We start from the raw sequence: 19,898 nt of genomic DNA, 5'->3' as shown, positions 1-19,898 counted from the left end.
GGCCCGCCCCCTCCCCTTCCTTTCACCGACACACACCACAAGGAGACACATGTTCACGTCCGCCCTTCGCTCCCTCATTGCCCTGGGCCTTGGCGCCCTCATCGCCACGCTGGCCGCCGCGCAGGACTACCCGGCGGACAAGCCGGTGAAGTTCGTGCTGCCCTTCCCGCCCGGCGGCTCGGCCGACGCCGTCACCCGCGAGCTGGCCGACAAGCTGCAGAGCCAGGGCCACGGCATCTTCATCATCGAGAACAAGCCCGGCGCCGCCGGCAACCTGGCCACCGGCCAGGTGGTGCGCGCCGCCCCCGACGGCCACACCATCCTGGTGGGCGTGACCGGTGCGCTGGTCATCAACCCCGAGCTCTACCCCAACCTGGGTTACCGCCCCGAGACCGACCTGACGCCCATCTCCATGCTGGCGCAGGCGCCGGTGGTGATCGTGGCCAGCCGCGAATCGGGCCTGACCTCGCTCAAAGACCTGGTGCAGCGCGCCAAGGCCAAGCCCGGCGAGCTGTCCTACGCCACCAACGGCACCGGCACCAGCCACCACCTGGCGGGTGAGCTGTTCAAGCAGAAGACCGGCATCTTCATGGTGAACATCCCCTACAACGGCACGCCCGGCGCGCTGCAGGACATCGGCGGCGGCCGCGTGGACCTGGGCTTCCTGGACCTCACGGCCGCGCTGCCCATGATCCAGTCGGGCCGCATCGTGGCCCTGGCCACCACCGGCAGCGCGCGCCCCTCGGCCCTGCCCAACGTGCCCACCGTGGCCGAGGCCGGCTACCCGGGCTACGAGGCCATGACCTGGATCTCGCTCGTGGCCCCCAAGGGCATGAAGCGCGAACACATCGCCAAGCTCAGCGGCCTGGTCAACGCCGTGCTGGCGGACGAGGCCTTCAAGAAAAGCACCGCGGCCAAGGGCATGGAAGCGGTGGGCTCGACGCCGGAGGCGATGCAGCGCTTCCTGGCCGCGGAGTCGGACAAATGGCGCGGCGTGATCCGCGGCGCGAACATCCGCCTGAATTGACAGGGGCTTGCGCTGGCTGGGGGTGGCGGGGTGGGGTGAGCGACGGGTTCAGCGACAGGTTCAGGCGGGAGGCCGCCGGCTGAGATCAAGGAATCCGGCGGTTGCCCGATCCGCCATACTTGGCGCAGTGACCGCGCCCCGGATGCCAGAACGCCTATTCGTCCGACTACCCGACGACCCGTCCTGCGCGCCGGAGACCACCGTCCCGGCGAGCACGCTGACGGCGTTCGCCGTGCCGGCCGCCCTGCGATCGGCGGTGGTCCATGTCATGGCCTACGAGGAGCGGTTCACCCCCGATCGAGAGGTCGTCGAGCGTGTGCTGCCCGACGGAGCGTCGCGCCTGCTCATCGGGCTGCACGGCGGCGCGGCGTCCATCCACGTCGCCGGCGCACGGGCGACTCCCGTCCTGCTCACCATGAGTGGCCACATGCACGGGCTCTCGATCACGCTCAACCCCGGGGCAACCCTGGGGCTGTTCGGCGTTCCGGCCAACGAGTTGTGTGCGCTCACCGTGCCATGGCACGACATCGCCCCCCCGGCGCAGCGCGACTTGCCCGAGCTCGTGGTGGCGGCAGCCGACGACGCCACGCGCGTTCGGCACGTCCTGCGGTCGCTGCAGGCATTGCAGCGTCCGCAGGACCCCGCTCGCCGCCTGGTGGAGCACGCGGCCAGACGCCTTGGCGCCCAGAAGGACCGCGTCTCCCTGCGGGCGCTGGCCGCCGAGTTGAACCTCAGCGAACGGCGCGTGCAGCAGCTGTTCGCCTCGCACATCGGTCTGGCGCCCAGTGTCTGGCGCCGCCTGCAGCGCCTTCACGGAACGCTGCGCTTGTTGCGCACGACCAAGGCGCCGCAATGGGCCGAGATTGCCCTGTGCGCCGGGTACTACGACCAGTCGCACCTGATCAACGAGTTTCGGACCCTGTGCGGCCTGACGCCGCAGCAACTGCTGCAGCGCGCCGTTTCGGATTCTTCCAATACAAGCAAAGGCGGTATCCCCTAAGGTCGCAGGCTTCCAGTTTCCACTTTCACTGTGCACATGAAGAGCCTCACCCATTGCATCGCCGTTGTGACGGGCGCCAGCCGTGGTGCCGGCCGCGGATGCGCCACGGAACTGGGCGCCGCCGGCGCCACCGTGTACGTGACCGGGCGCAGCCGGCGCGAGCAAGCCGCACCGGGCTACGAACAGATCGCATCGCTGTCGAACCTGGACCGGGTGCCCGGCAGCATCGACGAGACGGCCGAAGAGGTGACCCGCATGGGTGGGCGCGGCATTGCCGTCGCCTGCGACCACACGGATGAAGCGCAGGTCAAGGCGCTCTTCGACCGCGTGATGCGTGAACAGGGTCGCCTGGATCTCCTGGTCAACAACGCCTGGGGCGGACACGAGTCCTTCGATGGCGTGTTCCAGGCGCCGTTCTGGGAGCGCCCGATGGTGCATTGGGATGCGATGTTCGATCGCGGTGTCCGCAATCACCTGCTCTCCAGCAGGCTGGCCGCACCGATGCTCGTTCGCCAGGGCCGGGGACTGATCGTGACCACGACGTTCTGGGACCGCGACCGCTACATGCAGGGCAACCTGTTCTACGACCTTGCCAAGGCGGCGATGACGCGGCTGGCCTTCGGCATGGCGCAGGACCTGAGGCCACATGGGGTGGGCTCGGTGGCGGTGTCCCCGGGCTGGATGCGCACCGAGTTCGTGCTGGCCGGCCACCAGACCGACGAGGCCCATTGGCGCGAGCGGCCGGCACTGGCCCGCACGGAGTCGCCCCGCTACCTGGGGCGCGCGGTCGTGGCCCTGGCCAGCGATCCCCGGGTGCTGGAGCGCAGCGGCCAGGTGCTCCGCGTGGGAGACCTGGCACAGGTCTACGGCTTCACCGACATCGATGGCCGCGTGGTACCGCCTTTCGAGCTGGAGACGCCGTAAGCGCTTGCATCGCCATGGGCGGCGGGGTGCTGGTCTCGTCCACCGCCTTCCTGCAGGAAGCGGCGCGCAAGTTCTGGGCCTGGCCTCGCGCTGATCGGCGCGCGCGGGCGGCGCGCCGCCGCCGCCCCCGTCAAGCCTTCACTTCGACCACCTGCTCGAAGCCGCCGAAGATCATTCGCTTGCCGTCAAACGGCATGGGCGGGTTGCCCGGTGCCGACGGGTCCATGCGCGGGTCTTCCATCATCTTCTTCATCCCCGCGTCGCGAGTGGCCTTGTCCGGCCATTCGACCCACGAGAACGCCACGGTCTCGTCGGCCTTTGCCTGCACGGCACGGCGGAAATCGGTGAGTTTGCCGTCGGGCACGTCGTCGCCCCAACCCTCGATCACACGGATGGCCCCCAGCTCGAGGAAGATCGGGTCGAGCTGACGCGCGTGCTCGATGAACTTCTGCTTGTTGGCTGTGGGAACGGCAATGACGAAACCATCGATGTAAGACATTGGTTCACTCCTGTTGGGTTGTCGGGTCGGCGCCCTCGGCAGAGAACACCCCCATCCCTACGACGGGCGACAGACCGACAAATCGACAAGGCTTTGCCACTGGCCAGCGATCCCCTGCCATCGCGGACCGTCGTGGACGCTGAACACGCCGGATGAACGACCGCCGCGGATTCCTTGAGGTGAGGTCCGCTCGTTCCGCAGGAGGTCGGAGGTCGCGATGGGGCGACGCGGTTTCGACGGTGTCGCAGTCGTCCAGCGCCCCCGCGACATAGGCATTGCACTGACTTCTGGGGATGATGGGTGGCCCTGAGCCGAGAAGGTGAATGTCGGTTTGAGACTGGGTGCGGTCAATCGGGAGTTGCCGCACCAGTAGCCGCTCCCGACCCCGACCAGTCCTTCCCCCACGCTCCGGAAATCGGACCTTCAGTTCTCAAATGCCATTGCATCCAGCGGGCTGGCCGTGCCACCGGCAGCTAGACATAAGCCTTCTCGGTTTGTAGGCTGTAATGTAGGTAGCGAACCCTTTCGTGCACCTGATCGAGCAGCTTGACGGACCGGGGAGGTACCCAGTCAGGTTTGTCGGATCTGTTATGCCTGTTCATGCATCCAGTATGCTGCGCTACAGGATTGATTTCAAACACCTTTTTTGGGTGCCATGCGACTTTGTTTAACGACCGCGGTTGTGGGTATCCGGTGTTCGGTCGGATAAACCACGAGTTAGAACTCACGAACCACCTCATGCCTGCACACACCAGACATTCGTTCCCTGACAAGGTGGTCAGCAAGATCGCAGAACGATCTGCCTATATCTGTAGCAACCCGGCATGCCATCGCGTGACCATCGGCCCCGACAGCGCGGCTGCACACAAGTCCATCAAGACAGGAGAAGCCGCCCACATATGTGCGGCGAGTCCCGGTGGGTCAAGATACGACATGTCGCAGACTGAGGCAGAGCGCAGAGGAATCGGAAATGCAATCTGGCTGTGCGGCGCGTGCGCCGACCTCGTCGACAAAAACAATGGTCACAGCTATCCAGCAGAACACCTCAGGAAATGGAAGCGCGATCACGAGGCGCTTATGAAGGAATGCTTGGAGGGCGGAAAGAGAATCGTCCTGCAGTTTCTTCCTCATCGGCCAGACGAAGGAATCGCGCTCAAGCTGCTCCATATCCTCGAAGACAAAGGTGCCCTGTACCTTCCTTACGACCAAGAGAACCCAAAGCGAGTGGCCGACTCCCTAAAGGAACTTCGCACTACCCTCACTTCTCTTCGTTCGCAGGTCGCACCCGATTCACCTCTAGACGTCATCCTTGACTCCATCGTTCGCGCGTGTCGCCATTACATGAACACCACGCCAGATCACCCCGATCTGCGGGAGCTCAACTTTTCTTTAGGTGCTGTTCGCAAGGTAATTGGATTGAACGTAGGAGAACTATTCAAGCACTACAAGTTGCCTGCAAGCTCAGAACTCCAGTCAATCGTTCCGCAGTGAGTTCTAACCCTTCCATCGAGAGGACGCTTTCCGGCCTTCGGCCTCCAAGCGCCTCTCATGTCAAACGTTAGGCGTCACATGCGACTCACGATCGACTTTCGCGTAACCGGCGTCGGCTGGTCGGAGTGCAAGGTCGCTGATGAGGTCGCCTCGTGCAACGTAACTGCGTCGTATCTGTCCGATGCCTTGCGCTACTTGGTGCTGGCAGCAACCGCTGTGCTGTCGCAGTTCAGCCGGGTGACGTTCCGCTTTGATGAAGAGCCCGGGGAATACCGCTGGGTCATCACCAGCCCACGAATCAACGAGATCGAGCTCAAGATCCTCGAATTCCCAGAACTGTGGGGAGAAAAGCCGGACAGTGAAGGCACTGTGCTGTTCCACACCACGTGTTTACCGATCACATTCGCAGAGGCCGTGCACAAGGCTGCGGTAGACGTTCTAGCCACTCTCGGTGAAGGTGGCTACGCTGCGCAATGGTCCGAGCATCCCTTTCCCGCCCTGCAGGTTCAAGAGTTGGCTCGGCTACTGGAGCTTGAAAACCGTGACACCTAACCCCTCCATCGAGCGGACGGCGCAAAGGCCGCTGCGCGCCCTTTGCGCCGCCGCTCATGTCGAACGTTAGGCGTCATGGACAAGATGTCGACGCGCGACCTGCATGCGCTGCGGTTGGCGATATTTGACAACGCTGAGGCGCTGCATCGAGAGGCCGATTTGCTCCTAAAGCACGGCATGTACAGCCGCGCCTATCTACTGGCTCACTTCTGCTTCGAAGAGTTGGGCAAGATCCCGATCGTCGTCGGTGTTATTGGAAAGCAAGCTCAAGGTGAGCCAATCGATTGGAAGAAGGTCAATCGGCGGTTCACGTCTCATGAGGCCAAGATTGCATCTCAAAACGGGCATTTCTATGCTTTCGGTCTTGACGCCGACATCATCCGCAATACAGACGTCGCATGGCTCCTCAAGGCCAATTCAGAGATTTCAAAGTCATACGACAAGAAGAACCTGGCAACGTATGTGGATGCTCGCGGCAGTGCAACACTTCGACCTGCTGACGCAATCAGTGAAGATGAGGCGAAGTCGCTGGTGCAGTTTGCCTTCGAATGCTTGCGTGCTCACTGGCGCTCGGAGGGCCTTACCAACCCCCTTGTCTATGAGCGTATGGACAGGCCTCAGAGCGATGACGCTTAACCCGTCGCTGCACCGGATCGCGGAAGCGGGCGAAGCCCGCTTCCGCGATCCGGTGATCTCAAACGTTAAGCCTCGCACACAACCCCTCTGCCATGGATAAGCGCTACCAAGTTTTCGTCAGTTCAACGTTCACGGACCTCAAAGATGAGCGACAGGGCGTGCTGAAGGCCATCCTTGAGCTCGATCACATGCCAGCTGGAATGGAACTCTTTCCAGCAACTGATGCATCTGCATGGCAACTCATCACGGATGTCATTGACGCCTCTGATTACTACGTATTAATCGTTGGCGGGCGATACGGATCGCTAGATGAGACTGGTATCGGCTACACGGAGAAGGAGTACGACCATGCCGTGGCAACAAAGAAGCCAGTAGTTCCGTTGCTCCATGAGAAGCCCGACAACTTGCCGCGCGACAAGACAGAAACTGACGCCTCTGCTTGGAAGCGATTGACCGCCTTCCGCGAGAAAGTAGAGAAGCGCCACACTTGCGTCTACTGGAAGAACGCTGAGGACCTCAAATCAAAGGTCATTGTTGGTCTAACCGCGATCATCAAGCGCCAACCAATGGTTGGATGGGTTCGTGCCGATCAGGTGCCAACTGGCGCGACCTTGGTTGAGGTCCTGACGCTACGCAATCGAGTCGCAGAACTAGAGGCTGTTTCAACCGCCCGCGACACGGTTCCACCGCCCGGGACAGAGGGCCTTGCGCAAGGCACGGACCGAGTCGACCTCTCTGTCACCTTCACGGCCCGACCTCGCAACTCTCGCTACCCTCACGACCAGGACGTCAGATACCGCGGCTCTCTCAACCCGACTTGGAATCAGATCTTCGCCGCGGTCGCTCCGACGATGACCAACGAGGCCACCGACGCTGTCCTCCGAAGTGCACTCAAGGCCTTCATCACGCAGGAGGCCCGCCGCGTCTACCAGGAGAAGAAGCCGTTCAAAGACAAGAGTCTCGTCGACTTTTCCCACGCGTCTAGCGAAGTCGACACTTGCATCATTCAACTCCGCGCGCTTAGGCTGATCAAAATCAACGACAAGAAGCGTAGCGTTACGGACAGAGGAACATACTGGACGCTCACGCCGTACGGAGATGTCCTAATGGTTCAACTGCGCGCTGTCCACCGTGAGCCAATCGAAGACGATGTTCAGCCGGGCGAGGTTGAAGAGGAAGAAGAGGAAGAGGAAGAAGACGATGAAGCGAAAGGCGAGGGTTAACAAGTCGTTCAACCGGACACGCCGAGGCCAGGGCACCTTGCCTCGGCGTGCCGGTTAACTCTGCGTTAGGCGTCACGATGGCCACCACTCCCGACCTCGATCAACAGATCCTCAATCGCGCCGCGGAGCTGCTTGGCGGACAAGCCGAGTACGAAAGACTTGCGACCGAAGAGGTCAACGAAGTACAGCGCCGTTGGAACCAAGACACCGACGCTATCGGTCGAATACTTAGAGCGCATCTTTTTGTCGAGCGCTTCATGACAGAGAACCTGCAACGCGCGAACCCAGCACTCGGACCGGTCGAGAAGGCAAGGTTGACCTTCGCTCAAAAAGATCGAACTCCTGAACCCGGGTGACCCTGATGTGGCCGCCGCTGTGTCAGGAATACGAGCGATGAACCGTATCCGGAACCGCTTGTCGCACCAGAGTGACGCCGCGGTCACTGCTGATGACGCTGCAGCCCTTCTTGCGTGTCAAACGTTCTCACGACTCCTGCGATTTGGGCACCGGGGAGACTTGGATGCTCTCGCGCCTATCGAAGTGCTGGAGAACTTTGCAAGGTTCGCCGCCATTGCGCTCTCGGTTCGGCACAGTCGCCGCATTGCTGCGGTGGCGGCGGCCACGAAAGAACTCGCCCCGGGGGAGTGACGCCTAACCCCTCGCTCGAGAGCGGCCTAACGCGGCCATCCGCTCAGCTCGAACGTTGAGCGACTGCTTTCCACTTGGCCATCCGGCCGCTCCTGGCCGTGATCAGCCGTTCTGTCATTGAGGGCCAGTGTCCGAGATCGCTGCAAATCCGACTCTCGGCCAATCAGTACAACCCGTTCGACCCAGCCCGATCTATTGGCTCAACAAGGCCTCAAGCGATAGATCGAGCGCAGCCGCCAGCCTCGCCAAGGTGTGAAGCGATGGGTTGCGCGCCTGTCGTTCGATGTGCGCGATGACGGCTCTGCTGATGCCGGATTGCTGAGCCAGGGTTTCCTGGGTCAGGTTCAACCGCCTTCTCGCCGAGACGAGGTTCGTTGCCAGAACCTGCTCGATCAAGGCAGCACCGTCCTGTCGGGCCATGGGCCTTTTCCCGAGCAGTGAACCCGTTGTGACGCCCAGGGCCCGCGCCAGCTTGTTCACCGCACCCAATGAGACGTTGACGCCCCCCTGCTCCAACAGTTGAAGCATTCGCCGACTGATGTGCGCTTGCTCCGCCAGCGCGCTGGCAGTCCAGTTGTCCTTGGCTCGAAGCGCGCGAAGGTTCGCCGCCAACTGGGCAAGAAGGAGCTGGGAGTCAGAGGCTTGTTCAGGCACCAAAAAAGGGTGGCACCGAACACAGGCCATGTGCTAGTTTGCGGCACAATTTGCGGTCGGATTTTTGGGAGTCCCACCGTGTTCATCACCGCCCCCGGCCTCGTCCAGCACCTCCACCCCACCCAGGTCGCCCCGCCCCAAACGCACTGGCCGGCCATCACGCTCGCGCTGGAGCGGCCCTGGTACCTGCTGGTTCATGAGGTCGCCTGCAATGGCCGCAAGTTGTCGCAGACCTCGCTGGTGGCCTGGGACACGACGCTGCTGGACCTGCTGGCCCGCATACCCGTCGCGGACCTCAGCGGCATCGCGCGCCTGGGCCGGCGCCGCGAGGCGGGCCCCAGTTGGGCCCTGGAGTGGATCGGCGCGCTGTGGGCGCCCGCACCGGGCGAGTCACCGGCCCTCGGCCCCTTGCTGCTCCAGCTGGGCACCGACCCGCAACTGCGCAACATCGATCTGCTGCCCGTGGGCGAGGCCGCCGGCCGGCGCCTGCTGTATGAAGCGGTTCGCGCGCGCCCTGCAGGACCAGGATCAGCCGATCACCCCGCCCGCCGTCCCCCCACCTGATTCACCACCAAGCCCAGCAGCACCGCCCCCGTTCCCAGCCACTGCAGCCCCAGCGGCGCCTCGCCGTACGCCACCCAGGCGGCCCACAGCCCCACCACCGGCACCAGCAGAGAAAACGGCGTGACCCGCGTGGCCGCGTGGCGTTGCAACAGCCGCGTCCACAGGCTGTAGGCCAGCAGCGTGGCGGCCAGCGCCAGGTACACCACCGCGAACCAGGCGCCGGGGCCCATGCCGTGCAGTTGCCGCTGCAGGCTGGCGGGGCCGTCGGTGGCCAGCGCGATCAGCGCAAAGGGCACGATGGGGAACACGCTGCTCCACACCACGAAGGGAAAGGGCTCGTAGCGCGCGATCTGGCTGGCGCGGCGCGCCACGATGTTCGACAAGGCCCACATGGCCGCGGCCGACAGCGTGAGCACGAAGCCCGCCAGCGTCATCTGGCCCGGGCCTTCGCCGTGGGCCGAGGCGATGAGCAGCAGGCCGGCCAGCGCCACGCCCAGGCCCAGCCACTGGTGGGCGCGCACGCGCTCGCCCAGCAGCGGCACGGCCAGCAGCAGGGTGAAGAAGGCCTGGGTCTGCATCACCACCGAGGCCATGCCGGCCGTCATGCCCAGCTGCAGGCCCAGGAACAGAAAGCCGAACTGGCCCAGGCCCTGCACCAGGCCGTAACCGGCGATGAAGCGCCAGGGCAGCGGCGGCGGCTTCACGAACAGCAGAAAGGGCAGCGAGGCCGCCGCGAAGCGCAGCGCGCCCAGCAGCATGGGGCTGACGGCCTGCAGGCCCAGCTTCATCACCACGAAGTTCAGGCCCCAGATCACGACCACGGCCAGGGCGCGCAGCGCATCGCCGCGCGAGAACGGGAGGGCGGCGCTCACAGCGGGCGCCCTTGCGCCCGCCGCGCCGCGACGAAGGCCTCGAAGGCTTGGGCGCTGGTCTTCTTCGGCACGTAGCCAAAGCGTTCCTTCAGGGCCGTGTTGAGCAGCACCGGGCGGTAGCGCAGGAAGTCGATCTGCTCGGGCCCGTAGCGCGACACGCCGAGCGCGTGGCCCACGGCCAGCGCGGCGCGCAGCAGGCCGGCCGGCAGCACGCGCGCGCGCTTGCCCAGGCGCGCGGCGATCTCATGGATGCCGAGTGCGCCGTCGCCCGCGAGGTTGAAGCAGCCGGCCGGTGCGTCGCCGCTCAGCGCGTGCAGCAGCGCGCCCACCACGTCCTCGTCCCAGACGAAGACGAAGGGGCTGTCGCTGCCGGCGATGGCGATGGGGCGCGGCTTCTGAAACAGGGCGGTGATCTGGTTGTCCACGCGCTCGCCCAGGATGGTGCCGATGCGCAGCACGGTCTGCGCCAGCGCGGGGTGCTGGCGGCGCGCCTCGGCCAGCATCTCTTCCACCAGGCGCTTGTGGTGCGCGTAGGCAAAGGCCTCGTGGCCGCGCAGCGGGTGGTCCTCGGTGATCCAGGCGGGGTTGTCGGCGTGGTAGCCGTAGGCCGCGCCGCTGGACGACACGATCAGGTGCCGAACGCCTTGCGCCAGACAGGCATTGAGCACGTTTCGCGTGCCGCCCACGTCCACCGCGTACTCCAGCGCGCGCGTGGAGCCTTTGCCGGGCGTGACGATGGAGGCCAGGTGCACCACGGTGTCGATGCGGTGCTCGGCCAGCAGCGCGCCCAGGCCCTCGTCGCGCACGTCGACGCGGCGGTAGGTGACGCCGGGCAGGCGCCGCGCGGGCTCGACCTCGCGCACGTCGGTGGCCACCACCGTGTCGGTGTCGCCGCGCGTTGCCAGCGCGGCCACCAGGCCGCGGCCCAGGAAGCCGTCGGCGCCGGTGATGAGGATGCCTTTCGCTTTCATGCGGCCCTCATGCGCGCGCCTGCCCGGGCACACCGCCCCGCAACGGGCGCCTGCCCCACCAGCCCGCCAGCAGCATGCCGGCGATGATGTCCCAGAAGCCCCAGACGCCGGCCACCACGGCCATGCCGCCCAGGCCGCCGAAGAAACTGAAGATCAGCACCAGGCCCAGGCCCGCGTTGCGGATGCCGACCTCGATGGACAGGGCGCGGCGGTCGTAGTCGGGCAGGCCCACGGCGCGCGCGCTGAGCCAGCCGATGCCGAAGGCCAGCGCGTCGTGGATGGCCACGGCCACGATGACCAGGCCCACGTAGTCGAGGAAGTAGCGCCAGTTGCCCGCGATGGCACCGACGATGAAGCCGATGAGCGCGAGGAAGCTGAGGATGCGCACCGGCTTCTTGAAGCGCGCGGTGGCCCGGGGGAAGCGGTGCGCCACCCACAGCCCCAGCGCGAACGGAATGCCGATGATGAGCAGGATGTGCCCCACCATCTGCACCGGGTCCAGCGCGATGGTCTTGAGCAGGGTCGAGGCCGTGGGATGAAGGCCGCCCCAGAAAGCGAAGTTCAGCGGCATGGCCACGATGGCGACGGCGTTGGACACCGCCGTCATGGACACGCTGAGGGCCACGTTGCCGTTGGCGCGGTGGGTGAGGATGTTGCTCACGTTGCCCGGCGGGCAGCAGGCCACCAGGATCATGCCCAGCGCGATGCTGGGCGCCACGCCCAGCAGCAGCGTGAGCCCGAAGGTGATGGCGGGCAGGAACAGGAACTGCGCCACGATGCCCACGGTGAAGGCCAGGGGCAAACGCAGCACGCGCTTGAAGTCGTCGATGCGCGTGTCCAGCGAGATGCCGAACATCAGGAAGGCCAGCACCGCGTTCAGCACGGCGAGCGAGGCGGGGTTGAAGTTCAGGCGGATCTCGTCGACGGGCAGCATGGGGGTCCTTGCTTATTGCGGGAAGGCGTCGGCGGCCTCGCGCACGGCCTTGCGGTAGGTGCCCTTGTGCACGTAGTAGGCCATGCGCTCGAGCTTGAGGTAGCGGTAGCCGCCCGACAGGTCCGGCGGCGGGCCGGCCTTGGCGGCCTTGAGCGCGGCGGCCTGCGGCGCGCCCGCGTCCAGGGCCTTGAGGTAGCGCGCCACCAGCTCGGCCTGTTCGTAGCGGCCCTGCCAGCCCAGGCCGCTGGCCTCGACCATGCCCAGCACGGCCAGGCGGTCGAAGCGCGGCGCGAAGATGTTGAGGTAGAGCCGCGGCGCCATGCCCTGCCAGTTCAGCAGCGCGTGGTCCAGGAAGGGGTAGTGCAGCTTGTAGCCGGTGGCCGTGAGGATGAGGTCGTAGTCCCGCGCGCTGCCGTCCTTGAAGTGCACGGTGGGGCCGTCCAGGCGCGCGATGTCGGGGCGCACGGCCACGTCGCCGTGGCCGATGTGGTACAGGATGAGCGAGTTCACCACCGGGTGCGACTCGTACATGAGGTAGTCGGGCTTGGGGAAGCCGAAGCGCACCGGGTCGCCGGTGAACCATTGCAGGATGGTGCTGTCGATGCGCTGCTTGAGCCAGGGCGGCAGCGAGAGCTTGCCGCCCACCGAGTCGGCCGGTTTGCCGAACACGTACTTGGGCACGAAGTAGTAGCCGCGCCGCACCGAGATGTCGATGCTTCTGGCGTGGTGCACGGCGTCGACGGCGATGTCGCAGCCCGAGTTGCCCGCACCCACGATGAGCACGCGCTTGCCCGCGAGCTGCGTGGCCGACTTGTACTGCGCGGTGTGCCAGATCTCGCCGCTGAACGAGCCCTCGAAGCGCGGAATATTGGGTTCGGCCAGGGTGCCATTGGCGACCACCACGCCCTTGTAGAGCGCGGTCTGGGGTTCGGCGTCACCGGTCTGCGTGGTCAGGCGCCACAGGGTGTCGGGCGCGTCGGACACGGGCTCGGCCTGGAGCACGCGGGTGTGAAAGCGGTAGTGCTGGCGCAGGCCGAAGTGGTCGGCGAAGGCACGGAAGTAGTCCAGCAGCTCGCGGTGGCTGGGGTAGTCGGCCACGCCCTCGCCCATGGGGAATTCCAGGAACTCCGTCATGCGCTTGCTGGAGATCAGGTGCGCCGATTCGTAGACGGTGGAGCGCGGGTTGTGGATGTTCCACAGCCCGCCCACGTCCCCGTGCGCCTCGAAGCCCTGGAAGGGCACGCCGTGTTTCTGCAGGCAGCGCGCGCCGGCCAGGCCGGACGGGCCGGCGCCGATGAGGGCGATCTGTTGTTCGGTGGGAGCGGTCATGGGAATCAGCGGGTGTGACCCAGGGACACCGCCGGGCTGGCTTGGCCAGACGGCTGGTGTCGCCCCCTTGAGGGGGTCGCGCGAAGCGCGGCAGGGGTGGTCATTGTTTCAGTCCGGGGATGTCGGTGGCGCCGGGCTCGCCCGCGCGCGGCTTGCGCGGCTGGCCCAGCAGGATCTTGTCGTGCAGCTTCTCGGGCAGCAGGTCGAGCAGGCGCGAGAGCCAGCCAATGCGCCGCGGCAGCACGATGTGTTCGGTGCCGCGCGCCACGCCCGCGAACAGGCGGCGCGCGGCCTCGTCGGGCTCCAGCAGGCCCGGCATGGCGAAGCGGTTGCCGGCGGTGAGCGCGGTGCGCAGGTAGCCCGGGCTCACGGTGTGCACGGTGAGGGCCGTGGGCCGCAGCTCGGCGCGCAGACTCTGCAGGTAGGCGATGACGCCGGCCTTGCTGGCGCAGTAGGCGCCGTTGCCCGGCATGCCGCGCCAGCCGGCGATGCTGGCCACGCCCACCAGCGCGGCCGGTCGGCCCGCCGCCTGCATCGCGCCCAGGAAGGGCGAGAACGTGGTGGCCACGCCCAGCAGGTTGATCTCCAGCATGCGGCGCATCACGCGCAGGTCGTCGGGGCGGGCGGTCTCGAAGCCGCCGGCCACGCCGGCGTTGGCGATCACGAGGTCGGGCGCGCCGAAGCGGGCGAGCCAGTCGGCGCCCACGGCGGCCATGGCGGCGGCGTCGCTCACGTCGGGCGTGTAGACGGCGCAGCGCTCGGGCGCGAGCGCGGCGAGTTCGTCCAGCGCCGCGCGGTTCAGGCCGATCAGCGCCACCCGGGCGCCCTGCGCGATGAGCTGGCGCGCCAGCGCCTGGCCGAAGCCGCCGCAGGCGCCGGTGAGCACGGCGTTGTGGAATCGCAAGGCGCGGGCCTCCTCTGTTCTCGTGTTGCGGGCGACTGTAGGGGGCGCCTACACTGCGTCTCGAAAACTTTTATTGATTTGTCTCGGAATTCGAGACATGGAAGAACCTGACTCCCCCACCAGCCCGGGCCTGCGCCTGATGGACCTGATCGAGCACCTGGTGCGCGAGGGCCGGCCCCTGGCCCTGCCCGAGGTGGTGGCCGGCACCGGCTGGCCCAAGCCCACGGTGCACCGCATGCTGCAGCAGTTGGAGGCCGGCGGCTGGCTGCAGCGCGAACCCGACGGCCGGCGCTACGCGCTGGCGCCGCGCCTGCTGCGCCTGGGCGAAGACGCGCTGGGCGCGAGCACGCAGCACGGCGTGCGCCACGCGGTGCTGCGCCAGCTGGTGGCCGAGCTGGGCGAGAGCTGCAACCTCACGGCCCTGTCGGGCGCCGAGGTGGTCTACCTGGACCGGGTGGAGTCGGCGTTTCCGCTGCGGCTGGAGCTGCGCCCGGGCACGCGCGTGCCGCTGCACTGCTCGGCCAGCGGCAAGCTGTTCCTGGCGCACCTGGATCCGTCGCGGCGCCGGGCCCTGCTCGATGGACTGAGCCTCACGCACCACACGGCCACCACGCTGGTGCGGCGCGAGGCGCTGGAGGCCGAACTGGCGACCATCCGCCGCCAGGGCCACGCCTTCGACGCCGAGGAGTTCGTCGATGGCCTGGTCTGCATCGCGGTGCCGGTGCGCGCCCCCGGCGAGCGCGGCCTGCGCTGCGCGCTGGCGCTGCAGGCGCCGTCGGCGCGTGTGCCGCTGGCGCGGCTGCCCGCGTTCCTGCCGCGGCTGGCGCAGGCGGCGCAGGCGCTGGCGCGCACGCTGTGAGGCCTCAGGCGGGGCGGGCCAGGCAGGCCACCAGCAGCCCGAGCGCGGCGGCGCCGATCAGCACGTCCAGCACCAACCGCGCCTGGCGCCGCGCGTCCGTGCGCTCGAAGGCGCGGCCGCCCACGCGCATGCCCACCAGCAGGGGCGCCCACAACAGCAGCAGCCAGCCCAGGGCCTGCGCGCCGAACAGCGGCGAGCGGCCCACGAAGGACAGCGCCGCGCCCCAGAGCAAGGCGTAGGCGCTGATCCACATCAGCAGGTTGATCATGGTGGCGCGCAGCGTGGCCGCCGGCATGCCCGTGGCCGCCATGAGCAGCGCCGCGACGATGCCGCCCGAGGCCGCGAAGCCGTTCAGCAGGCCCGACGACGCGGCCGCCGTGGCGCGCAGCGAGGCCGTGGCCAGCAGCCGGCGGCCGATCACCAGGCGCACGCCGAGCGCGCCGGCCAGCAGCAGGGCCGCTACCACGACGCGCACCACCCCCGGGTCCAGCCAGGCCAGGCCGGCCATGCCCAGCGGCACGAACAGCAGGTTGCCGCCCAGCAGGGCGTCGCGCCAGCCCCGGTCCATCAGAGGCCCGGCCTGGCGCAGCACGCGCAGCGAGGCCAGCACCTCCAGCACCAGCACCGCCACCACCACCGGCCCCGGCGGCACGAAGGGCGACAAGGCCGCGACCACCAGCGCCGAGTAACCGAAGCCGGCGAAGCCGCGCACCACGCCGGCCAGGAAGGACACCAGCACCGCCAGGAGCAGCAGCCAGGGCGCGTGGGGCCAGGCCAGCGGCGCCAGCTCGGACAGCCCCGGCGGCACTCAGCGCCCCAGGACCAGGTCGGCCCCCTTCTCGCCCACCATGATGGACGCCGCGTTGGTGTTGGACGAGGGCATGGTCGGCATCACGGACGAATCGATCACGCGCAGGCCCTCCACGCCGCGCACACGCAACGCGGCGTCGACCACGGCCTGCTCATCGGCGCCCATGCGGCAGGTGCCCACGGGGTGGAAGGAGGTCGCGGCGGATTTCTTCACGTAGGCCAGCAGCTCGTCGTCGCTGCGCGCCTGCGCGCTCGGGCGCGTCTCGCGCACGATGAAGCCGGCCAGCGCCGGCTGCGAGGCGACCTGGCGCGCCAGGCGGACCGAGGCCACCACGTCCGCGCAATCGTCCTCGTGCGTGAGGTAGCGCGGGTCGATGACGGGATCGGCCATCGCGTCCGCGCTGGCCGCGTGCACCTGGCCGCGCGAGCGCGGGCGCAGCTGGAAGCAGCCGATGGAGAAACCCGGGTAGTCGTCCAGCATGGCGCCCGGCGTGCCGCCGGTGGTCATCTCGAAGCGGGCGTTGCCGCTCAGCTGGGCGAGCTGGATCTTCACGCTGGGGCGGGCGCGGCCCAGTTGCTGATCGCGCGCGGTGCGCGCCAGCGCGTGGATGGTGAAGGCGGGCGTGGCCATCAGGCCCTTGCGCGTGGTGAGGTAGCGCAGGCCCATCAGGGTCTGGCGGATGGGGTGTCCCACCACCTGGTTCAGCCCGACGCGCCGGTTGGCCTCGTAGGTCACGCGCGTCTGCACGTGGTCGATGAGGTTCTCGCCGACGCCCGCCAGGTGATGGACCACACCGATGCCCAGGGCGCGCAGGCGCTCGGCCTGGCCGACGCCCGAGAGCTCCAGCAGCTGCGGCGACTTGATCGGACCGGCCGACAGGATCACCTCGCGCGCGGCCCGCGCCTGGCGGCGCTGGCCGCCCTGCAGGTACTCGATGCCCACCGCGCGGCGGCCATCGAACAGCACGCGCGTGACGGTGGCTTCGGTGACGACGTGCAGGTGGTCGGCGCGCCGCCCGTTCAGGTAGGCCGTGGCCGTGTCGCAGCGCTGGCCGTGGCGCGTGTTGAGCTGCAGGTAGCCCACGCCCTCGTAGCGTTCGCCGTTGTAGTCGGGGTTGGCGGGAATGCCGGCGCTCACGCAGGCGGCGTGGAAGGCATCGGACAAGGGATCGCGCATGTCGCCCAGCGTGCTGACGTGCACCGGGCCTTCGCGCCCGCGGTAGGCCGCGTCGCCCACGGCCGTGGTCTCCAGCCGCCGGAAGTACGGCAGCAGGTCGGCATAGCCCCAGCCCTCGCAGCCCAGCTCGCGCCAGTGGTCGAACTCGTCCGCTTCGCCGCGCACGTAGATGGTGCCGTTGACACCGCTGCTGCCCCCCAGCATGCGCCCGCGCGGCCAGTACACGTTCTGCCCCACCAGGGCGTTCTGCGCCTCGGTGCGGAAGGTCCACACGTAGCGCGGATCGCCCACCACGCGCGCGATGCCGATGGGCGCGCGGATCCAGAAGTCGCGCTCGCGCGAGGCGCCGGCCTCCACGAGCAGCACCCGGCCGCGCTGCCGTTCGGCCAGGCGCGAGGCGAGCGTGGCGCCGGCCGAACCCGCGCCGACGACGATGAAGTCATAGCCCTGGTCGCTCATGCCCGGCCCCCGTCAATCGAACGCGATGACGGCGCCCGGCGCCGGCGTGAAGCCCAGGTCGCCGCGTTCGATGACCGCCTCGCGGCCACCGTTCTGCGCCAGCAGCTCGGCCTGGCGCGCCTTGGCGCGGCGGTCCACCTCATCGGGGTCGCACACGCTCAGCAGGCGCTGGTGGCATTCGTCGAGCACGGCCGCGTAACGCCCGTTCGAGGCCAGGTCGTTCAGCTCCTCGGGGTCGGTTTCGAGGTCGAACAGCTGCGCGGGGTAGCCGATGTAGTGCACGTACTTGTAGCGGCCGTGGCGGATCATGAAGGCGCCGGTGGTGGAGCCCATGCCGTGGTACTCGACCAGCACGTTGCGCTCGGGCACCGCGCCGGCGGCGGTGTCGAAGAGGGAGACGCCGGGGTAGCCCTCGCGCAGCGAGGGCTCGGTGTGGCCCACGGCGTCCAGGATGAAGGGGTAGGCGTCGACGTGGCTGACCGGCGTGTCCACGGTGTGCCCGCGCGGGATGCCTTCACCCGCCATGATCAGCGGCACGCCGGCGGTCTCCTCGAACATGGTGGACTTGCCCCACAGGCCGCGCGTGCCCATGTTGTCGCCGTGGTCCGAGGTGTACATCACCCGCGTGCTGTCGGCCAGGCCGGTCTCTTCCAGGGTGCGCAGGATCTTGCCGATGTTCTCGTCGAGGAATGAGCACAGGCCGTAGTAGCCGGCCACCGCGCGCTTGACGGTCTCGCGGTCGAAGTAGTCGTCGTAGTTGAAGCTGCGCGCGTAATCGACCAGGTAGGGGTGCGTGGGCCGCTCGCCCTTCTCATAGAGCTTGGGCATGGGCAGGTTCTGCTCGTAGTAGTGGTAATAGTGCTCGGGCGGCGCGGTGAGCGGGAAGTGCGGCGCCACCAGCGACACGAACAGCACCCAGGGCTTGTCGGACTCGCGGCGCACCGCCTCGCGCAGCCACACCTGGGCGCGCGCGGTGATCTCGCGGTCGTAGAAGGTGTACTGGCTCTCGCCGGGGCCGGCGTAGCGCGCCATCTTGTAGGCGCCCTTGCGCACCGGCAGTTCGCTGCGCACCAGGCCCATCAGGTCGCCCTTGCCCTCGATGATGTGCATGGGGATGATTTCGTCGCTGAAGCCATGGTCTTCGCCGGTCTTGCGAAAGTGCAGCTTGCCGATCGAGACCACGTCATGCCCGCGCTCGCGCAGGTGGTGGTGCCAGCTCGGGATGGCGCCGTCGTAGGCGTCGGCGTTGTCCCAGTAGCCCACCTGGTGGATGTACTTGCCGACGGCGAACGAGGCGCGCGCGGGAATGCACACCGGGCTGCTGCAGTACGCGGCCGAGAAGCGCGTGCCGCGCGCGGCCAGCGCGTCGAGGTTCGGCGTGCGCACGATCTCGCTGCCGTAACAGCCGAGGGCCTTGGGCGAATGCTCGTCGGACATGATGACGATCAGGTTGCGGGCGGGGGTTTTCATGGCGGTCTTGCCTCGGGAAAGGGGTCGGTCGGGTCAGAACGGCGAGACGGTGGTCTCGGGAAATTGCAGCGATCGCCCGTTGGGCGCGATCGAAAATTCCTGAAAGTAGACGCAGCGCTCGCGGCCGGCGTAGGCGCTGGCGTACATGTAGAGGCCGCTGGTGCCGGCGGGCATGGCGATGCGTTCGCAGGCCTCGTCGTCGAAGGCGCGCGTGCTCACGCAGTGCGTGATCTCGGTGATGGGCAGCTGGCACTGGCGCACGATCACCTTCTTGAAGTTGGCGCCATGCAGCTCCTCCATGGGCATCTCCCACAGGTGGCGCAGCACGCGGCGGTCGCCATAGAAGCGGCTGAAGATGCGGAACTCGTCGTTGACGATGATCACGCGGTCCAGGCGCATGACCTCGGCCTCCACGCCGAGGTGGCGCGTCCAGGGCCCGTGCCCCTGTACCGCGACGCGGGCCACCGCCTGCGAGAAGATGGGCAGCAGGGTTTCGCCGTCGTCGCCGACGAAGCGGCAGTGCCAGGGGTCCTGCAGTTCGCGCGGGGGGTCGGCCACGAAGCTGCCCAGTCCGTGCTGGCGGATCACCAGGCCCTGCTCCGACAGGTCGCGCAGGGCGCGCTGCACCGTGCCCAGGCTGAACGGCGTGAGCTGGGTCAGTTCCTCCTCGGGCGGCAGGCGGTCGCCGGGCCGCCAGAGGCCCTGGCGGATCGCGTCCACGAGCGTGTCGGCCAGACGCTGGTACTTGGGCCGGCCGCTGCGGTCGGGCAGTTGCAGGACCTGGAAGAATTCTTCAACGGTGCTCATGGCGCGCCCCTCCCTTCTTGGTGGCGTGTGCCCGGGCCCCTGGCCCGGATGCGGATCGTGTGTGAAAAGCCGTGCGGATCATGCCGGT

Annotated in this window: 21 protein-coding genes; 10 read left to right on the top strand and 11 right to left on the bottom strand. The window is 67.6% G+C overall.

The window, feature by feature from the left end:
* Positions 1-49 precede the first annotated feature (49 nt).
* The 3 genes from DY262_RS16840 (at position 50) to DY262_RS16830 (ending at position 2,951) form a co-directional block, all read left to right on the top strand.
* Positions 50-1,027 carry a Bug family tripartite tricarboxylate transporter substrate binding protein gene (locus DY262_RS16840; protein ID WP_116960267.1) on the top strand — a complete coding sequence of 326 codons (978 nt, stop codon included), beginning with the start codon at positions 50-52 and terminating at the stop codon, positions 1,025-1,027.
* Between the two features lie 142 nt (positions 1,028-1,169).
* The gene (locus DY262_RS16835; RefSeq protein ID WP_181936544.1) at positions 1,170-2,027 is read left to right on the top strand and encodes a helix-turn-helix domain-containing protein; all 858 of its coding nucleotides are present in this window, start codon (positions 1,170-1,172) and stop codon (positions 2,025-2,027) included.
* 36 nt (positions 2,028-2,063) lie between these two features.
* Positions 2,064-2,951 (top strand): SDR family oxidoreductase, encoded by an 888-nt coding sequence (locus DY262_RS16830; protein ID WP_116960265.1) that lies wholly within the window; start codon positions 2,064-2,066, stop codon positions 2,949-2,951.
* Between the two features lie 130 nt (positions 2,952-3,081).
* On the opposite strand, the gene DY262_RS16825 is transcribed toward DY262_RS16830, so the two are convergent.
* The gene (locus DY262_RS16825) at positions 3,082-3,450 is read right to left on the bottom strand and encodes a DUF1428 domain-containing protein (protein ID WP_116960264.1); all 369 of its coding nucleotides are present in this window, start codon (positions 3,448-3,450) and stop codon (positions 3,082-3,084) included.
* 738 nt (positions 3,451-4,188) lie between these two features.
* Here DY262_RS16825 and DY262_RS16815 point away from each other — a divergent pair.
* The 5 genes from DY262_RS16815 (at position 4,189) to DY262_RS21640 (ending at position 7,708) form a co-directional block, all read left to right on the top strand.
* Positions 4,189-4,941 (top strand): hypothetical protein, encoded by a 753-nt coding sequence (locus DY262_RS16815; RefSeq protein ID WP_116960263.1) that lies wholly within the window; start codon positions 4,189-4,191, stop codon positions 4,939-4,941.
* Between the two features lie 78 nt (positions 4,942-5,019).
* Positions 5,020-5,493: a hypothetical protein gene (locus DY262_RS16810; RefSeq protein ID WP_116960262.1), complete on the top strand. Its 474-nt coding sequence runs from the start codon at positions 5,020-5,022 to the stop codon at positions 5,491-5,493.
* 75 nt (positions 5,494-5,568) lie between these two features.
* Entirely contained in the window at positions 5,569-6,129 is a 561-nt protein-coding gene (locus DY262_RS16805) for an AbiV family abortive infection protein (RefSeq protein ID WP_116960261.1), read from the top strand.
* 92 nt (positions 6,130-6,221) lie between these two features.
* A complete protein-coding gene (locus DY262_RS16800) occupies positions 6,222-7,352 on the top strand; it encodes a DUF4062 domain-containing protein (RefSeq protein WP_116960260.1) in 1,131 nt (376 codons plus the stop codon).
* Between the two features lie 77 nt (positions 7,353-7,429).
* The gene (locus DY262_RS21640; RefSeq protein WP_147326255.1) at positions 7,430-7,708 is read left to right on the top strand and encodes a hypothetical protein; all 279 of its coding nucleotides are present in this window, start codon (positions 7,430-7,432) and stop codon (positions 7,706-7,708) included.
* Between the two features lie 484 nt (positions 7,709-8,192).
* On the opposite strand, the gene DY262_RS16795 is transcribed toward DY262_RS21640, so the two are convergent.
* A complete protein-coding gene (locus DY262_RS16795) occupies positions 8,193-8,654 on the bottom strand; it encodes a helix-turn-helix domain-containing protein (protein ID WP_245981057.1) in 462 nt (153 codons plus the stop codon).
* Between the two features lie 78 nt (positions 8,655-8,732).
* Between DY262_RS16795 and DY262_RS16790 the strand changes: the two genes are divergently transcribed.
* Positions 8,733-9,218 (top strand): hypothetical protein, encoded by a 486-nt coding sequence (locus tag DY262_RS16790; protein ID WP_116960258.1) that lies wholly within the window; start codon positions 8,733-8,735, stop codon positions 9,216-9,218.
* On the opposite strand, the gene DY262_RS16785 is transcribed toward DY262_RS16790, so the two are convergent.
* The 5 genes from DY262_RS16785 to DY262_RS16765 form a co-directional block, all read right to left on the bottom strand.
* Positions 9,191-10,090, bottom strand: a complete 900-nt coding sequence (locus tag DY262_RS16785; protein ID WP_245981055.1) for an EamA family transporter — start codon at positions 10,088-10,090, stop codon at positions 9,191-9,193. The genes DY262_RS16790 and DY262_RS16785 overlap by 28 nt on opposite strands.
* Positions 10,087-11,061, bottom strand: coding sequence for an SDR family oxidoreductase (locus DY262_RS16780; protein ID WP_116960257.1), 975 nt, complete (start codon positions 11,059-11,061; stop codon positions 10,087-10,089). Before DY262_RS16780 ends, DY262_RS16785 begins: the two co-directional genes overlap by 4 nt.
* A 7-nt stretch (positions 11,062-11,068) precedes the next feature.
* Entirely contained in the window at positions 11,069-11,995 is a 927-nt protein-coding gene (locus DY262_RS16775; protein ID WP_116960256.1) for a bile acid:sodium symporter family protein, read from the bottom strand.
* Positions 11,996-12,007: 12 nt separating this feature from the next.
* On the bottom strand, positions 12,008-13,324 hold the full coding sequence (locus DY262_RS16770) for a flavin-containing monooxygenase (protein WP_116960255.1): 1,317 nt from the start codon (positions 13,322-13,324) through the stop codon (positions 12,008-12,010).
* Positions 13,325-13,424: 100 nt separating this feature from the next.
* A complete protein-coding gene (locus DY262_RS16765) occupies positions 13,425-14,228 on the bottom strand; it encodes an SDR family oxidoreductase (RefSeq protein WP_116960254.1) in 804 nt (267 codons plus the stop codon).
* Between the two features lie 97 nt (positions 14,229-14,325).
* Here DY262_RS16765 and DY262_RS16760 point away from each other — a divergent pair, with 97 nt between their 5' ends.
* Positions 14,326-15,087 (top strand): IclR family transcriptional regulator, encoded by a 762-nt coding sequence (locus DY262_RS16760; RefSeq protein ID WP_116960253.1) that lies wholly within the window; start codon positions 14,326-14,328, stop codon positions 15,085-15,087.
* A gap of 4 nt (positions 15,088-15,091) precedes the next feature.
* Here the strand turns inward: DY262_RS16760 and DY262_RS16755 are convergent, their stop codons facing one another.
* From DY262_RS16755 to DY262_RS16740, 4 genes are read right to left on the bottom strand one after another with little or no spacing between them, the layout of a single operon-like run.
* Positions 15,092-15,895, bottom strand: a complete 804-nt coding sequence (locus tag DY262_RS16755; RefSeq protein WP_116960252.1) for a TSUP family transporter — start codon at positions 15,893-15,895, stop codon at positions 15,092-15,094.
* Positions 15,896-17,533 carry a GMC family oxidoreductase gene (locus tag DY262_RS16750; protein WP_116960251.1) on the bottom strand — a complete coding sequence of 546 codons (1,638 nt, stop codon included), beginning with the start codon at positions 17,531-17,533 and terminating at the stop codon, positions 15,896-15,898.
* 12 nt (positions 17,534-17,545) lie between these two features.
* Positions 17,546-19,003: a sulfatase family protein gene (locus DY262_RS16745; protein WP_116960250.1), complete on the bottom strand. Its 1,458-nt coding sequence runs from the start codon at positions 19,001-19,003 to the stop codon at positions 17,546-17,548.
* Positions 19,004-19,036: 33 nt separating this feature from the next.
* The gene (locus DY262_RS16740; RefSeq protein WP_116960249.1) at positions 19,037-19,810 is read right to left on the bottom strand and encodes a GntR family transcriptional regulator; all 774 of its coding nucleotides are present in this window, start codon (positions 19,808-19,810) and stop codon (positions 19,037-19,039) included.
* Positions 19,811-19,898: the final 88 nt, after the last annotated feature.

This window comes from Hydrogenophaga borbori (assembly GCF_003417535.1).
GTDB classification, from domain to species: domain Bacteria; phylum Pseudomonadota; class Gammaproteobacteria; order Burkholderiales; family Burkholderiaceae_C; genus Hydrogenophaga; species Hydrogenophaga borbori.
The sequence above is the reverse complement of the archived record's forward strand: the minus strand, read 5'-3'. Positions and strand labels throughout refer to the sequence as shown.